13 protein-coding genes are annotated in these 14,837 nt (G+C 67.9%); 7 read left to right on the forward strand and 6 right to left on the reverse strand.

Translation table 11 applies throughout. The features are described 5' to 3' along the window. Positions 1–4: 4 nt before the first annotated feature. From GWI72_RS06110 to GWI72_RS06125, 4 genes are all read right to left on the reverse strand, one after another. Positions 5–985, reverse strand: coding sequence for a quinone oxidoreductase family protein (locus tag GWI72_RS06110; RefSeq protein ID WP_161672915.1), 981 nt, complete (start codon positions 983–985; stop codon positions 5–7). Positions 986–1,029: 44 nt separating this feature from the next. Beyond that, positions 1,030–1,761, reverse strand: coding sequence for a TerC family protein (locus GWI72_RS06115; protein WP_161708134.1), 732 nt, complete (start codon positions 1,759–1,761; stop codon positions 1,030–1,032). A gap of 13 nt (positions 1,762–1,774) precedes the next feature. After that, positions 1,775–2,491 (reverse strand): CDP-alcohol phosphatidyltransferase family protein, encoded by a 717-nt coding sequence (locus GWI72_RS06120; RefSeq protein WP_161672919.1) that lies wholly within the window; start codon positions 2,489–2,491, stop codon positions 1,775–1,777. A gap of 352 nt (positions 2,492–2,843) precedes the next feature. Then, the gene (locus GWI72_RS06125) at positions 2,844–3,830 is read right to left on the reverse strand and encodes a DUF2182 domain-containing protein (protein ID WP_161708135.1); all 987 of its coding nucleotides are present in this window, start codon (positions 3,828–3,830) and stop codon (positions 2,844–2,846) included. Between the two features lie 165 nt (positions 3,831–3,995). Here GWI72_RS06125 and GWI72_RS06130 point away from each other — a divergent pair, with 165 nt between their 5' ends. After that, complete coding sequence (locus tag GWI72_RS06130) at positions 3,996–5,216, forward strand: UbiH/UbiF family hydroxylase (protein ID WP_161672923.1); 1,221 nt, start codon at positions 3,996–3,998, stop codon at positions 5,214–5,216. A gap of 102 nt (positions 5,217–5,318) precedes the next feature. Here the strand turns inward: GWI72_RS06130 and GWI72_RS06135 are convergent, their stop codons facing one another. After that, complete coding sequence (locus tag GWI72_RS06135; protein WP_161672924.1) at positions 5,319–6,275, reverse strand: AEC family transporter; 957 nt, start codon at positions 6,273–6,275, stop codon at positions 5,319–5,321. Between the two features lie 155 nt (positions 6,276–6,430). Here GWI72_RS06135 and GWI72_RS06140 point away from each other — a divergent pair, with 155 nt between their 5' ends. From GWI72_RS06140 to hspQ, 3 genes are all read left to right on the forward strand, one after another. Beyond that, entirely contained in the window at positions 6,431–7,321 is an 891-nt protein-coding gene (locus tag GWI72_RS06140) for a lysophospholipid acyltransferase family protein (RefSeq protein WP_161708136.1), read from the forward strand. A 98-nt stretch (positions 7,322–7,419) separates the two neighbouring features. Continuing rightward, complete coding sequence (locus tag GWI72_RS06145; protein ID WP_161708137.1) at positions 7,420–8,463, forward strand: HpcH/HpaI aldolase/citrate lyase family protein; 1,044 nt, start codon at positions 7,420–7,422, stop codon at positions 8,461–8,463. A gap of 104 nt (positions 8,464–8,567) precedes the next feature. Then, positions 8,568–8,891, forward strand: a complete 324-nt coding sequence (gene hspQ / locus GWI72_RS06150; protein ID WP_161672930.1) for a heat shock protein HspQ — start codon at positions 8,568–8,570, stop codon at positions 8,889–8,891. A gap of 216 nt (positions 8,892–9,107) precedes the next feature. On the opposite strand, the gene GWI72_RS06155 is transcribed toward hspQ, so the two are convergent. After that, positions 9,108–9,725 carry an invasion associated locus B family protein gene (locus GWI72_RS06155; protein ID WP_161672932.1) on the reverse strand — a complete coding sequence of 206 codons (618 nt, stop codon included), beginning with the start codon at positions 9,723–9,725 and terminating at the stop codon, positions 9,108–9,110. A 284-nt stretch (positions 9,726–10,009) separates the two neighbouring features. Between GWI72_RS06155 and GWI72_RS06160 the strand changes: the two genes are divergently transcribed. Genes GWI72_RS06160 through GWI72_RS06170 form a run of 3 tightly spaced genes read left to right on the forward strand, consistent with a single transcriptional unit; the run spans position 10,010 to position 14,735 of the window. Continuing rightward, on the forward strand, positions 10,010–11,911 hold the full coding sequence (locus tag GWI72_RS06160; protein ID WP_161672934.1) for an extracellular solute-binding protein: 1,902 nt from the start codon (positions 10,010–10,012) through the stop codon (positions 11,909–11,911). Positions 11,912–11,930: 19 nt separating this feature from the next. Next, a complete protein-coding gene (locus GWI72_RS06165) occupies positions 11,931–13,562 on the forward strand; it encodes an AMP-binding protein (RefSeq protein WP_161708138.1) in 1,632 nt (543 codons plus the stop codon). A gap of 3 nt (positions 13,563–13,565) precedes the next feature. Continuing rightward, complete coding sequence (locus GWI72_RS06170; RefSeq protein ID WP_161708139.1) at positions 13,566–14,735, forward strand: response regulator transcription factor; 1,170 nt, start codon at positions 13,566–13,568, stop codon at positions 14,733–14,735. Positions 14,736–14,837: the final 102 nt, after the last annotated feature.

Below are 14,837 nucleotides of genomic sequence, written 5' to 3' on the forward strand. Positions count from 1 at the left end.
CGGGTCAGCCCGGGAGCAGGACCGTGGTGCCGGTGGTCCGGCGGCCCTCCAGGTCGGCATGGGCGCGGGCCGCATCGGCCAGGGCATAGTCCTGGTTCACGCCGATGCGGACGATGCCCCGCCCGACCACGTCGAAGAGATCGGCCGCCGTTGCCTCCAGATCCGATCGCTGCGCGATGTAGCTGAACAGCGTCGGGCGCGTGGCAAAGAGCGAGCCCTTCTGGCCGAGGAGCGCCAGGTTGAAGTCGGTGATCGGGCCGGAGGACTGGCCGAAGGACACCCACAGGCCCTGCGGTCTCAGGCAGTCGAGCGATCCGGGATAGGTATCGCGCCCCACCGAATCATAGACCACGTCGCAGCCCCGGCCGCCGGTGATCTCCTTCACCCGGGCGACAAAGTCCTCGCGGGCGTAATTGATCACATGGGTGTAGCCATGGGCGCGGGCAAGCTCCGCCTTGTCGTCGGAGCCGACCGTGCCGATCACGGTGGCCCCGAGATGGGCCGCCCACTGGCCGGCAATGAGGCCGACGCCGCCAGCCGCCGCATGGAACAGCAGGGTCGTTTCCGGTCCCACGACGAAGGTCTTGCGCAGCAGGTAGCGCGCGGTCATGCCCTTCAGCATCATGCCGGCGGCCGTCCGGTCGTCGATGCCCTCCGGCAGGCGCACCAGCCGGTCGGCCGGCACCAGCCGCTCCTCGGCATAGGCGCCGAGCGGCCCGACATAGGCAACACGGTCCCCCGGAGCGACATGGCTCACGCCCTCGCCCACCGAGACGACGATCCCGGCGCCTTCGTTGCCCGGAATGAACGGCAGGCCATTGGGGGCCGGATAGAGGCCGGAGCGGAAATAGGTGTCGATGAAATTGAGGCCGATGGCGGTGTGGCGGATCAGGGCCGCGCCCGGACCGGGCGCGCCCACCTCGACGTCCTCGTAGCGCAGGACCTCCGGTCCGCCGGTTTCATGGATGCGGATGGCCTTGATCATGGATCGGTCTCCTCCCCGTGCCGGCCTCTCCCGGCCGGCGTGCCTCAGTGATGCGACAGGCTGGCCTTGCGTCGGCGTGCCCGCGCGAGCACGTTGATGATCTCCACCATCGCGGAGAACGCCATGGCGAAGTAGATGTAGCCGCGCGGGATGTGGAAGCCCAGTCCGTCGGCAATCAGCGCCACGCCGATCAGCAGCAGGAAGGACAGGGCCAGCATCTTGGTCGTCGGATGGCGCTCGATGAAGGAGGCGATGGGACCGGAGGCGGCGTACATCACCGCCATGGCGATCACCACGGCCGCGATCATGACACCGACCTGCTGGGCCATGCCGATCGCGGTGATGATCGAATCGACCGAGAACACCATGTCGATCACGATGATCTGGGCGACGACGGCGGCGAAGGTGGCGGCGACGGGTGCCTTGCCGGGTTCGTCCTCCGGCTCGATGCCGCGGTGGATCTCGTGCGTGGCCTTGACCAGCAGGAACAGGCCGCCGGCGATCAGGATCAGGTCACGCCAGGAAAAACCGTGATCGGCCAGCGCGAAGAGCGGCGCGGTCAGGCCGACGAGCAGCGTCAGGACCGACAGGAGCGCGATGCGGAACAGGAGGGCAAGCCCGAGGCCGATCTGGCGGGCACGCCGCGCCTGCTCGGCCGGCAACCGGGCGACCAGCACCGAGATGAAGACGATGTTGTCGATGCCGAGAACAACTTCCATCACGGTCAACGTGAGGAGGCTGGCCCAGATCTGCGGATCCGCCACCCATTCCAGCATCGCTCACTCCTGCTCAGAAATAGCGCTCCAGCGCCTGATGCAGGGCAGATACTGTCAGAAGATACAGGCTGGACAAGGCGAAAATCACCGTCAGCGGTTCGCTCAGCGTCATGTCGTTGACCAGACCGATGCCGGCAGAGACGAGCCAGGCCACGGTCATGGCCAGCGTCAGCGGCCGCCAGCGCTTGACGCGCACCGGATGCACGAAGCGGACCGGCAGGAAGGTGAAGACGCAGCAGGCCAGCACCACCGCAATGGTGAACCCCTGGCTCGGCGACAACAGCATCAGTCCGAAGACGACCATGTTCCAGCAGGCCGGGAAGCCCTTGAACGCCTTGTCATGCGTCTTCATGCCGTTGTCGGCGAAATAGAGTGCGCCCGTGAACACCACCAGACCACCGCAGATCCAGTTCCACGGCTGGTCCAGCATCGGGCTGGCCGAGAGCGCGAAGGCCGGCAGGAAGACATAGGTCGCGTAGTCGATGACGAAATCGAGCGAGGCCCCCGACCATCGCGGCAGGCGTTCGGCGATGTTGTAGCGGCGCGCCAGCGGACCGTCGATGCCATCGACCACCAGGGCCAGACCGAGCCAGGCGAACATTTCCTGCCAGTTGCCGCGGGCCCCGGCCAGCAGCGCCACCAGTGCGATCGGTGCGCCCGACGCGGTCAGCACATGGATCAGGAAAAGCGCCGGTTCGGGGGAATGCTTCTCGGGAGTGATATCGGTCACGACAACTGGTCTTCCACTTGGTCCGCGTGTCCCCGCCGCTGCGGGAACCGCGCGGCACGCCGCGCAGCAATAGAGCAATCAGCTTGCCGGGCCGCCGCACCGGTCCGGTCCCGGCGCCGGGGGGCATGACCCGCCCGCGCAAGAGACCACCTGTGGCACCACCCACGGCTCCATGCGGCCGCTGCCGCAGGGGATCCTGCGCCGGCGCCGGGCATGGCTGCAGCCCGCGAGGCAGACTGCAGATTTGCGACATTATTTCAATTTCGTGACGTGTTGACCAGTCCCCCGCTGCGATTTCCCGGCCGGGCCGCAGCGGTCCGGGCACCGGGCCCGGCGGACGGGCGCGTGGCGCTCAGCCCGCCCCCCCGGTCGCAAGCCCCAGGAGCAACCCGCCCCAGGCGAGGAACAGGACACCGATTGCCTTGTAAAGCCAGAGGCTTGGGATGGTCTTCTCGATCGTCATGAGAATGCCGAGCAGCGCCACCCAGACGATGTTCATGATGCCGACGGCAAACATCACCGTCATCATCGCCCAGCAGCAGCCGAAACAGGCAAGGCCCTGGACAAGCCCCTCGCCGACGAGCGCGCGGGCTGATCCGTCCGGCCCGGTGCTCTGCCAGCGCGGCACCCAGCAGCGCGACAGGCAGGCCGCCTTGGCCGGCGTGAACTGGTAGATCCCGGCTGCCACCAGCGTCGTGCCGGCGAAGACCAGGCTGACGGGCGCCATCATGGGCGAGATCAGGCCCGCGGCCATGAGGGCGAGCTGTGCCGCCGTGGCCAGCACCGCATAGGCGGTCCAGACCAGCAGATAGCCGGCCGCAATCAGCGCCGTGCGCCGCAGGACCCCGTCCCGCAGACCGGGTTGCCGTCCGCCGGAAGCCTCGGCCGCGTGGACTGCCGCCGCTGCCCGGGAGGACAGGCCCCCGCGGGCGGCATGGGCGAGAAACACGGGCATGGCGCTCGGCAGCATCATGGCCAGCGTCATCATCATCCACATCAGGAAAACGAGAGCGGCATCCTGGGCCAGGTTGACACCCGCCGGCATGCCGAAGGTGGCCACCTGCCCCGGCAGGCACAGGACGGCCAGGGCAGCGCGCGCTTCCGCCGGCAGGCCGGCGAAGATGTTGAAGGCATTGAGCAGGCCCATTCCCGGCCCGGCCTCGGTCATGTCCATCACCGGCACCATGGCGGCGATCATCGTGCCGAGATAGGCCCAGCCCGCCAGGGCCAGCAGGCCGACAAGGCCGATGACCGGTGCGCGGTCGCGCCAGCTCACCCGGGGCCTCCCGGGAGTGAGGCGGGCAAGCCCGCTCCGGTCGGGGACGGAATGCTGCGTCATGCGGTCTCCGGACATCCGGCCCCGGGGATCAGGGCCCTTGCAGTCCAGCCTTCCCTAGCCGATTTGTCGACGAGACGCTTTGCGTCAGGTCAAACACTTGCAAAACGGGCGGAAAGTCCCATCCTCCCGACGACTGCAACCGTCGCTCCGGAAGGCTTTCCCGCCATGACCCTCGCTGCCGCCCCGCTTCCTGTCCATGATGCTGCCGTCATCGGCGCCGGCCCGTCGGGGCTGACGGCTGCGATCCTGCTGGCACGGCGGGGGCTGAAGACGGTGCTGATCGCTCCGGCGATCAACGCGACCGACGGACGCACGACCGCACTGCTGCAGGCTTCCGTGGCGCTGCTGGACGAGATCGGTGTCTGGCCGGCCCTGGCGCCGAAGGCGGCCGCGCTCGCGCACATGCGCCTCATCGACGACACCGGCCGGCTGATCCGGGCACCGGAAATCACCTTCGACGCGAGCGAGCTGAAGCTGGAGGCCTTTGGCTACAACGTGCTGAACCGGGAGCTGAACGTTGTGCTGGAGCAGGCCGCGCTGGCCGAGCCCGGCCTGACCTGGGTCAAGGAGCGCGTTCAGGCGGTCGAGCCGGCCGAGGACCGCGTCACGATCCGGCTCGAGACTGGCGACACGGTGACGGCCCGGCTGGCAGTCGGCGCCGATGGCCGCCAGTCGCGCGTGCGCGCCGCCGCCGGGATCGAGGTGCGGCAGTGGTCCTATCCGCAGCATGCGCTGGTGCTCAACCTGGAGCATGACCGGCCGCACCAGTCGATCTCGACGGAGTTCCACACGCCGACGGGCCCCTTCACGCTGGTTCCGCTTCCCGGGCGGATGTCCTCGCTCGTCTGTGTCGTCAGCCCGGAGACTGCCCAGCATCTCCTGTCCTACACCGACGAGGCGCTGGCGCTGGAGCTGGAACGGCGGGCCCATTCGATCCTCGGGCGATTCCGGCTGGCCAGCAGCCGGCAGGTGTTCCCGCTGTCGGGCATGATCGCGCACCAGGTGGCGGCCCGTCGCTGCGCGCTGGTCGGCGAGGCCGCGCATGTGTTTCCCCCGATCGGCGCCCAGGGGCTCAATCTCGGGCTGCGCGACGTGGCTGATCTTGGCAGCATCCTGCAGGCGGCGCTGGCGCGCGGCGATGACATCGGATCGCCGCAGACGCTTGCCCGTTACGAGGCTGCCCGCAAGGTGGACATCTCGACACGCACCACGGCGGTCGACCTGCTCAACCGGTCGCTGCTGAGCGATCTCCTTCCGGTTCAGGCCGCCCGCAGCCTCGGGCTCTACGCGGCCGGGCGGATCGGGCCGCTGCGGCGGCTGCTGATGCGCGAGGGCATCACGCCGATGGCCGGCCGCCCGAAGATCTTCGCCGGCCTCGCCCGCTGAGCGCCGGCGCCGGGACGCAAGGACGTCCGCTTCGGCCGGGCACGGAGGCCCCGCCCGGAAGGGGCCTCGACTGGGCCTTGACGGGGCGCTGGAAGGGCGACGTCAGACGGCCGGCGTCAGCCAGCCATGCGTGATCGCGTAGATGAAGCCCGTCACGGTGACGACGGACACCATGGTCCCGATCATGACCAGGCTCGAGGCCCGGTTCATGTAGACCTGGTACTGCTGCGCGATGACGAAGACATTGGTGGCCGGCGGCAGGCAGGCCATGAGCACGGCCGTGGCAATCCACACCGGATCGAAGCCGCCGATCCAGGTCAGCAGCAGGAACACGAGCAGCGGGTGCAGGACCAGCTTCACGGCCAGCAGCGCCGGCAGCTCGAGCGGCACCCGGCCCACAGGGCGCTGCGCCACCGTCACGCCCATGGCGAACAGGGCGCAGGGTGCCGCCGCGCCGCTCAGGAACTTCAGCATCGTGTCCACGCCCTGCGGCGGCTTGAAGCCGATGAAGGCAGCGCCCACCCCGGCGATCGTCGCCAGGATGAAGGGGTGGGTGAAGACACGCACGACCACCTTCCACAGGGTCACCGTCAGCGGCTCCTTGTCGGTGCCGGCCATGGCCATCATCAGCGGTGCCAGGATGAACATCAGCGTGTTGTCGAAGCACAGGACGAAGGCGGTCGGGACAGTGGCGGCGGGGCCAAGCACGGCCATGGTCAGGCCCGGCCCCATGTAGCCGATGTTGGAATAGGAGCCGCCGATGGCCATGATCGTCGACTCGGCGATGTTGCCACGCGTCGCCAGCACGCCGATGCAGAAGGAGATCGCAAAGACCGTATAGGTTGCAAAGGTCGTGGCGGTGACGAAGCTGAGGTCCGTCAGCTGCTCGACCGGTGTCTCCGAGAGCAGGCGGAAGAACAGCGCCGGCAGCGCGATGTAGATGATGAAGAAATTCATCCAGGCCATGCCCGAGGGCGGGATGTCCTTGATCTTGCCGGCAACGAAGCCGAGGAAGATCAGTCCGAAAAACGGAAGGGCGAGCGCGATGACGTCTTGCATGACCAGTCCAGGGAGAGGGGGCCGGACCTTCTGATCCGCTTGCGTGGCGGTCTGGGCTTTTGCTATCAGGCCTAACCTGTTCCACCCGGGCGGTCAATCAAGCCGGCCCGGAGACTGTCTCGGCGCCGACGCGCCTGCATCCGGGATCACCCGCCATGTCGACTGCCCCGTCCCGGCCCCTCGCCGCGGTTCTCCGCCGCCTCGAATGGGCTGCACTGGCGGTCGTCTTCCGTCTGTTCCGTCTTGTTCCCGTGGACCTCGCCTCGGCGACGATGGGCTGGCTGTGGCGCCGTCTCGCGCCCCTGAACAGCCGGCACCGGCGGGCGCTGCGCCACCTCGCGGCGGCGATGCCGGAGCTGCCGGAGGCGGAACGGCGGCGCATCATCGCCGACATGTGGACCAATCTCGGCCGGGTGACGGCCGAGACCTTCCACATCGACCGGCTGCTGCGGGACCGCAGCCGCTACGAGATCGTCGTCGACGAGATGACCCGGGACATCATTGCGAACCGCCGCGCCTGCCTGTTCGTGTCGCTGCACACGGGCAACTGGGAACTCTGCGTCGCCCCGGCGGTGTGGGAGGGCATGGAGATCACGGGCGTCTACCAGGCGCTCAAGAACGAGCATTCCGATGCCCTGCTGCGGGGCCTGAGGCAGGACCTCTACAAGGGCGGCCTGCTGTCGAAGGGCCACCAGGCCGCGCGCCGGCTGATCTCGACCCTCCGCCAGGGGGGCGTCGTGGCGATCATGGGCGACCTCAGGGAGCGCCGGGGCGTGCACGTGCCCTTCTTCGGCCGGCCGGCGACAGCCACCCCGGTTCCGGTCGCGCTGGCGCGCAGCTGCGACGTGCCGATCGTCATCGGCCGCACCGTCCGGCTGGACGGCGTGCGGTTCCGCGTCGAGGGGCGCGCCTTCCGGCCACAGAGGACCGAGGACCGGGACTCCGACATCCAGGCCGGCTGCGAGGTGATCCACGCCCAGTTCGAGGCCTGGATTCGCGAGTATCCCGCGCAGTGGATGTGGATCCACCGCAAGTGGGACCACTGAGCCCGCCGCCTGCCTCTGCACCTTTCGGTCAATGGTTGCAGCGCAGCAGACGCGCTATAGCCTGAAGCGAGACCCGGACCAGAGGAGAGGGATCCGCCATGAAGACCCCGCGCGCCTACTACGCCCCGCTTGCCATCGGAGCCCCTGCCCCTTACCGCGAGCTGCCGGTGCGGATGGAGCGGATGATCCATTTCGTGCCACCACACATGGAGAAGATGCGGGCCAAGGTTCCCGATCTCATCCAGCAGGTGGACGTGGTTCTCGGCAATCTCGAGGACGCGATCCCGGCCGATGCCAAGGTTGCGGCGCGTCAGGGCTTCATCGAGATGGCCCGGGACAATGACTTCGGCCAGACTGGCCTCTGGACCCGCGTCAACTGCCTGAACAGCCCCTGGTTCCTCGACGACCTCCTGGAGATCGTGCCGGCGGTCGGGCACAAGCTCGATGTCGTGATGCTGCCAAAGGTGGAGGGCCCCTGGGACATCCATTACCTGGACCAGCTTCTGGCCCAGCTCGAGGCCCGCGCCGGGTTGACCCGACCGATCCTGATCCATGCCATCCTCGAGACGGCAGAAGGCGTGAAGAACGTCGAGGCCATTGCCACCGCCTCGCCGCGCATGCACGGAATGAGCCTCGGGCCGGCCGACCTTGCCGCTTCGCGCGGCATGAAGACCACCCGCGTCGGTGGCGGGCACCCGGACTATGCGGTGCTTGCGGACGCCACCGCCGACGGCGCCCCCCGGGCCGCCTACCAGCAGGATCTCTGGCACTACACGGTCGGCAAGATGGTGGATGCCTGCCTCTCGGCCGGACTGAAGCCGTTCTACGGGCCGTTCGGCGATTTCTCGGACCCGGCCGCCTGCGAGGCCCAGTTCCGCAATGCCTTCCTTATGGGCTGCCTCGGCGCCTGGTCGCTGCATCCGACCCAGATCGACATCGCCAAGCGGGTGTTTTCGCCCGATCCGGCCGAGGTCGCCTTCGCCCGCAAGATCCTCGACGCCATGCCCGACGGCTCCGGCGCGGTGATGATCGACGGCAAGATGCAGGATGACGCGACCTGGAAACAGGCCAAGGTGATCGTCGACCTCGCCCGGCTCGTCGCGGCGCGGGACCCGATTCTTGCCGAGGTTTACGGTCTTTAGACAGTTGATTATTATGCTGTGACCATGTCGCAAGGTGCCGGGGGAAGGCAGCCTCCTCCTCCCGGGGCGCCACCGGCACCGCGACCCTGTGCACGGTGACTGTCATGCGTACTGCAAAATTCAGGATCGGGCAGGTCGTACGCCATCGGGTTTACCCCTTTCGCGGGGTCATCTTCGATGTCGATCCGACCTTCTCCAACACCGAAGAATGGTGGAACGCCATCCCCGAGGATGTGCGGCCGTCGCGCGACCAGCCCTTCTATCACCTGCTCGCGGAGAACGCGGAGACCGAGTACGTCGCCTATGTCTCAGAGCAGAACCTGGTTCCGGACATGACCGGCGAGCCCTTGCGCCATCCGCAGCTGGACGAGATCTTCGAGGAAACGCCGGACGGCATCTACGTGCCTCGCTCGGTCGGCATGCACTGACACGGTGCGCCGGCCCTGCCGCGCCGGCGTCCTGTGCTGTGCTGTCCTGTGCTGTCCTGTCCTGTTCTTCGCTTCCCTGACCTGCCCTGTCCTGCCGGGCGTGCGGGCCTCTCGCCTCGCCAGCGCCCTGCCCTCTTCCTCGGCCCCTTTTGACAACAAAAAACGCCGCATCCCGAGGGATGCGGCGCTCTGCAAGGCTTGGCAGGATCGGTCGGCTCAGTTGCCGGTCGCCTGCTGCTGCTTGTCGATCAGCTTCTGGCGGGCTTCGTCCGCGCGGCGCTGCAGTTCGCTCTGCAGCTGTTCCTGCTTGCGCTGGATCTCGGCCACGTCCATCGGCGCACCGTCATAGACCTTGGTGAAGCCCGACAGGGTCAGCTCGAGCGGCACCGGCTTGGCCTGCTGGTTGAGGGTGGTCAGGATGAGCGTCGTGCCCTTCTTCATCTGGCCGATGAAGGCGTCGTCGATGACCAGCTCGGAGTAGCAGGCATTCGGGAAGCAGATGCCGTACTTGGCTTCGGTCTGCTTGCCGGCATCGACCTGGACGCGCAGGCCCGGCTGGATCAGCATGCCGGTCGGCACGGCGATGAGCAGGGTCTTGCGGGCTTCACCGCTGATCTCGCGCACGGCAACCGAGGACAGGAACTGGCCGGTCGCGGTCCGCAGTTCCTGGGTGATGAGGCAGATTTCCTTGTTCACGTTGGGATCGGTGTTGCACACCTTGACCCACGGGGATTCGGGCTCGGCCGTCTGGGCACCCGCGCCTGCAACCGACCCGAGGACGGCAAGCGCCACGACCGCACAGCCCGCCAAACCCTTCTTAAAAACACTCGCCATCAGAAAACATCCTCGATTGTGCGTTCGCTGTCCCGAGGGACCTTGCGACCAGCCCGTTCGCGCAGCCAGGGGCCGCGGCGTGGTTGAAACCCGGACAGGCCAAGCTCCTCCTTGGATCTCCCGATGCCCGACGATTGCGGCAACAGGGTGACCCGAAATGCGCGGGCCCATGTTTAACCACATCGTCTGGGAATTTCCAGCACCGGAAAGCGCCAAAAAGGCAGCAGTACGCAGGCTGTGTGTTAACATCCGACCTTGAGAATCAAGGAGGCTCCTGCGGGTCGATGACTGATTTCCAGCGAAATGCCCTGACTTCCGGCCTGTCGATCACCCGGCGGCGCCTGCTGGCCACCGCCGTCCCCGCCGCTCTCGCCCTGCCCTTCGGCACGACGCTGTTCTGCGGCACCTCGCGCGCCAACGTGCGCGATCCACAGGTTCCCGCCTTGCACGGCATCGCCATGCATGGCGAGCCGGCGCTGGCGCCCGGCTTCGCGCATTTCCCTTACGCCAATCCGGATGCGCCGAAAGGCGGCGTTCTGACGCTCGGCGTCCAGGGCACCTTCGACAGTCTCAATTCCTTCATCGTGCAGGGCGGCTTCACCAGCGCGCGCGGCATGAAGGAACGGCAGTTCGGCGAGAACATCACCGAGAGCCTGCTCATGCGCAACAACGCCGAGCCGTTCTCGCTCTATGCCCATCTGGCCGAATTCGTGCGCATGCCCGACAGCCGCGAATGGATCGAGTTCACCCTCAACCCGAAGGCCACCTTCTCCGACGGCTCGCCCTTCACGGTCGACGACGTGATCTTCTCGCTGCAGATCATGCGCGACAAGGGCCGGCCGCCGTTCCGCAACTGGTACGCCGAGATCGCCAATTTCGAGGTGATGGGCGAGCGCACCGTGCGGCTCACCTTCAAGAACGGCAACAACCGCGAGCTGCCGCTGCTGATCGGCCTGGCGCCGATGTTCTCCAAGGCCGCCACCGACGCGGAGGCCTTCGACAAGTCGACCCTGAAGCCGCCGCTCGGCACCGGTCCCTATGTCTTTGCGGAAATCGTCCCCGGTCGCCGCGTGGTGTACCGGCGCAACCCGACCTACTGGGCCAAGGACCTGCCCCAGAAGCGCGGCTTCGACAATTTCGACGAGATCCGGATCGAGTATTTCCGCGACGAGACATCCCTGCAGGAAGCCTTCCGCAAGGGGCTGATCGATGTGCTGCCCTTCAACAACCCCAGCCGCTGGACGACCGGGTTCGATTTCCCGGCCGCCAGGGAAGGCAAGGTCGTCCGCAAGGAGATCGTCAAGGGCACGCCGGCCAACATGCAGGGCATGGCCTTCAACACGCGCCGCCCGGTCTTCGCCGACCGGCGCGTGCGCCAGGCGCTGTCGATGCTGTTCGACTTCGAGTGGGTGAACCGCACCCTCTATTCCGGCCTCTACAAGCGCACGGCCGGCTACTGGGACAATTCCGACCTGTCCTCGATCGGCCGGCCGGCGGACGAGCGGGAACGGGCGCTGCTGGCGCCGTTCCCGGGCGTCGTGCTGCCCGAGGTGCTCGAGGGGACGTGGAAGCCGGCAGAGACCGATGGCTCGGGGCGCGACCGCACCGTGCTCAAGGCCGCGCTGACGCTTCTGCAGGACGCCGGCTTCAGCCTGAAGGACCGGGTTCTGGTCGATCCCCAGGGCCAGCCGGTGACCTTCGAGATCATGACCAAGAACGAGGACGAGGAAAAGCTGGCGCTGGCCTATGGCCGCGGCCTCGATCTGGTCGGCATCAAGGCCAGCGTGCGGACCGTGGATGCCTCCCAGTTCGAGGAACGGCGCATCAAGTTCGACTTCGACATGGTCTTCTACACCTGGACGGCCTCCCTCTCCCCCGGTGGCGAGCAGGTTGGCCGCTGGTCGCAGAAGGCCGCCGACACGCCCGGGTCGCTCAACATCACGGGCGCGAAGGAACCGGCCATCGACGCGATGATCGACGCCATGGTGGCAGCGCGCAGCCGGACGGACTTTGTCTCGGCCGTGCGTGCACTCGACCGCGTGCTGGTGTCGGGGGCCTATGCGGTGCCGCTGTTCAACCTTCCGGCCGAATGGCTCGGACAGTGGACGCGGATCGTGTCGCCCGAGACCTTCCCGCTTTACGGCTATGAATTCCCGACCTGGTGGTCGGCAGACGCGGGCAACTGAGCCCAAGGGACGGCAGAGCATGATCACGACGCCCGCCGAAACGATCGAACGTCACCGGATGAGCACCATCTGGGGCCGGGTCACGCTGGATGGCCTGTTCCGGAAGGCCGCGGAGGCGCATCCCGACCGGCTGGCGATGGTCGATGCCCCGGACCGCAGCGACTGGACCGGCGGCGCGCCGCGCGCGCTCACCTATGCCCAGGCCGAGACGGAAATCGACCGGCTGGCCGGGTTCTTTACCGCCGTCGGTCTGGCGACCGATCATGTGGTCGGCCTGCACGCGCCCAACACCGTCGATGCGGTGATCTCGACGCTGGCGGCGATGCGCGCAGGCCTCATCATCAGTCCGCTGCCGCTGCACTGGCGCCAGAAGGACGTGCTCGACGCGCTGAACCGGCTCGGCGCCAAGGGCCTGATCGCCCAGGACCGGCTGGAAACGCGACAGACCGGCTTTGCGGCGCGCGACGTCGCGGCGGAACTGTTCAGCCTGCGCTTCGTCTTCGGCCTCGGCAAGGACATCCCCGACGGGCTGATCGATCTCGGGCCGATGCTTGCGGAAATGGGCGATGGTCTGGTCGCGCCCGACCTCAACCGCGCCCAGGCGGCAGAGCACACCGCGACCATCACCTGGTCGCGCAACGGGCTGGCCGCAACCCCGGTCACCCGCAGCCACAACCAGTGGATTGCCGCCGGCTTCATGCCCTATCTGGAGACCGGGCTTGCGGATGGCGCCCAGGTCATCGTGCCCTATGCGCTCAGCGGGCTGACCGGTCTCGGGGCCGGGCTGGTGCCGTGGCTGCTGTCCGGCGGGACGCTGCACCTGCACCATCCGACCGCACTGGCGCGGCTGTCGGCCCATGCGGATGCGGTCAAGGCCGACTATGTCCTTTTGCCCGGGCCGCTCGTGGAAGCCATGGACCGGCGGCTGGCGCGCAAGGAAACAACGCTCGTTGCCTGCTGGAGCATCTCCTCGCCGCAGGCGGCAACCTTCGTGCCGCGCCACACGCTCGTCGACCTGCATGTGGCCGACGAGTATGCGATGGTGGCCCGGCTGCGCGGCAAGTCTGCCCGTATCCTGCCCGTGCCGACCGGAAAGATCTCGTCGCCCTCGCAAGGCGACAGCGGACCTGACCTGCTCGAGATCAAGGTCGACGACCCGGAGGATGGCAGGCCTGCGCGGCTTCTTGTCAGAGGTCCCATGGTCCCCGACCGGGGCTGGAAGTCCGGCGGAGGCGCCGACGAAGGACCCGCAACCGACCGGGCCGGATTTCTTCGCACAGGCATTTCGGTACGGTTGACCGACGGCGGGCTGGCAGGCTTCGGCATTCCGGGAGAGCATGCCCCGGGCATCGGCGAACTGGCGGCCATCGACGGGATCTATGCCTCCTATCCGGAAGTCTGCGATGCGGCCGCGTTCCTCGTCGAGGACCCGACGCTTGGCGCGCGCCTCTACGCGGCGCTGGTTGCCAAGCCCGGCTCGGCGCCCGACGGCAAGGCCTTCTTCGCCTATCTCGACACCGAGCGCGTCGATCTGGCCAAGATCCCGACACGGGTGCTGATGCTGTCGGCCCTGCCGAAACTTGATGACGGCCGGGTGGACCGGGCGCGGCTGGCCATGCGCGTGCAGCGCCTTGCGCAGCAGGTTGCCTGAGCGATGAGCGGACGCGAGTGGGAGGGCGACAGCGCCCTCGTCTGGCAGGGGCCGATCTGGCGTCTGGGTGGTCCCAAGGGTGCAAGTGTTCCCGGATGGCCGGAGGATGTGGATCTGGCGGCGGGTGCCGCCAACGCCAACCGCATGCCGGCGGCGGTGCTTCTCCATCTCGATGATCCGTCGATCCGCTTTTCGCTTGCCATGGCGCTGGCGGACATGGGGCGGCTGCGGGCGGAAGTGCCGGTCATCGCCCTGACCCGGGCCGGCCGGGACCTGCCCGATCCCCTGCCCCGGACGCATGCGCTGATCGACGCCGCCGTGCCGTCCGATTCGCTGTTCCGCATGATCTGCGCGCTGCAGCGGGCGATCCTGCGCACCGAGGAGGCGCGCTTGCGCCGGATGATCTTCGGTCGCGTTCCCCGGTTCGGGGCAGCACCGCATCACTCGGGCGGGTCTGGCCTGCTCGTGATCGGCCTTGGCAAACGGTTCCTCGAGCTCTTCGACGCCCGTGCCCGCAACGTGACGCTGGTCGGCGCTCTCACAACCGACATGGCCGAAACCTATCTCGGCCAGCGGGCCTTTGACGCGGTGATTCTCGACACGCCCGCCCCGGAGGCGGCCGACATGATCGAGCGCATCGGCCGCGACGCACGCTTTGCCCGGGTGCCTGTCCTTGCCTATCCGGATCGGGACAGTGACATCGACCTGCTGTTTCGCGCCGGTGCAACCGATGTCCTGGGCGGCGATCTGAGCAAGCGGCAGCTGTCGGCCCGCCTCGCCAGCGCGATCCGCATGGGCCGGCGGCGACGGCTGGCCGACCGGGTGCTCGCCGAGAGCCGGGTCTGGCTGTTGCAGGAAGCCGGCCGCGGCGGGTTGCCGATCGAGCAGTATGACCGGTACCTGGCCGCCTGCCGGGCGCTCTGCATGCCGCGTGGCCTCAATGTCAGCGAGCTGCATCTCAAGCCCCGGGTCGACAGTCCGCTCCTCGATACCGCGTCGCTGGCCGGCGACATGACGGGTGCCATCCTCTCCGTGGCCGATGCGACCAGCCGCGAGGAAGATCTGGTCTGTGCGGTGCGCGGTCTCGGGCCGGTGGCGGTGCTGAAAGGCGACCAGGGCGGGCCGCTGCTACAGCGGCGGATCGCCGCGATCCTTGGCCAGACCCAGCTCTGACCCGGCCGGACGACAGGCGACGGTTGCGCGGATATGCCCGACTGACTACTGTGACAGCTCGGGGAATCCGTCACATGCCCCAGTCCGTTGCGCCGCCGAGGA

It is taken from the genome of Pannonibacter sp. XCT-53, assembly GCF_009915765.1.
Lineage (GTDB): Bacteria > Pseudomonadota > Alphaproteobacteria > Rhizobiales > Stappiaceae > Pannonibacter > Pannonibacter tanglangensis.

Excerpts from the sequence above, each read along its gene's own strand:
- GWI72_RS06130 (WP_161672923.1), top strand. The coding sequence starts at position 3,996 with ATGACCCTCGCTGCCGCCCCGCTTCCTGTCCATGATGCTGCCGTCATC.
- GWI72_RS06125 (WP_161708135.1), bottom strand. The coding sequence starts at position 3,830 with ATGACGCAGCATTCCGTCCCCGACCGGAGCGGGCTTGCCCGCCTCACT.
- GWI72_RS06155 (WP_161672932.1), bottom strand. The coding sequence starts at position 9,725 with ATGGCGAGTGTTTTTAAGAAGGGTTTGGCGGGCTGTGCGGTCGTGGCG.
- GWI72_RS06110 (WP_161672915.1), bottom strand. The coding sequence starts at position 985 with ATGATCAAGGCCATCCGCATCCATGAAACCGGCGGACCGGAGGTCCTG.
- GWI72_RS06115 (WP_161708134.1), bottom strand. The coding sequence starts at position 1,761 with ATGCTGGAATGGGTGGCGGATCCGCAGATCTGGGCCAGCCTCCTCACG.
- GWI72_RS06145 (WP_161708137.1), top strand. The coding sequence starts at position 7,420 with ATGAAGACCCCGCGCGCCTACTACGCCCCGCTTGCCATCGGAGCCCCT.
- GWI72_RS06140 (WP_161708136.1), top strand. The coding sequence starts at position 6,431 with ATGTCGACTGCCCCGTCCCGGCCCCTCGCCGCGGTTCTCCGCCGCCTC.
- GWI72_RS06135 (WP_161672924.1), bottom strand. The coding sequence starts at position 6,275 with ATGCAAGACGTCATCGCGCTCGCCCTTCCGTTTTTCGGACTGATCTTC.
- GWI72_RS06165 (WP_161708138.1), top strand. The coding sequence starts at position 11,931 with ATGATCACGACGCCCGCCGAAACGATCGAACGTCACCGGATGAGCACC.
- GWI72_RS06160 (WP_161672934.1), top strand. The coding sequence starts at position 10,010 with ATGACTGATTTCCAGCGAAATGCCCTGACTTCCGGCCTGTCGATCACC.
- hspQ (WP_161672930.1), top strand. The coding sequence starts at position 8,568 with ATGCGTACTGCAAAATTCAGGATCGGGCAGGTCGTACGCCATCGGGTT.
- GWI72_RS06170 (WP_161708139.1), top strand. The coding sequence starts at position 13,566 with ATGAGCGGACGCGAGTGGGAGGGCGACAGCGCCCTCGTCTGGCAGGGG.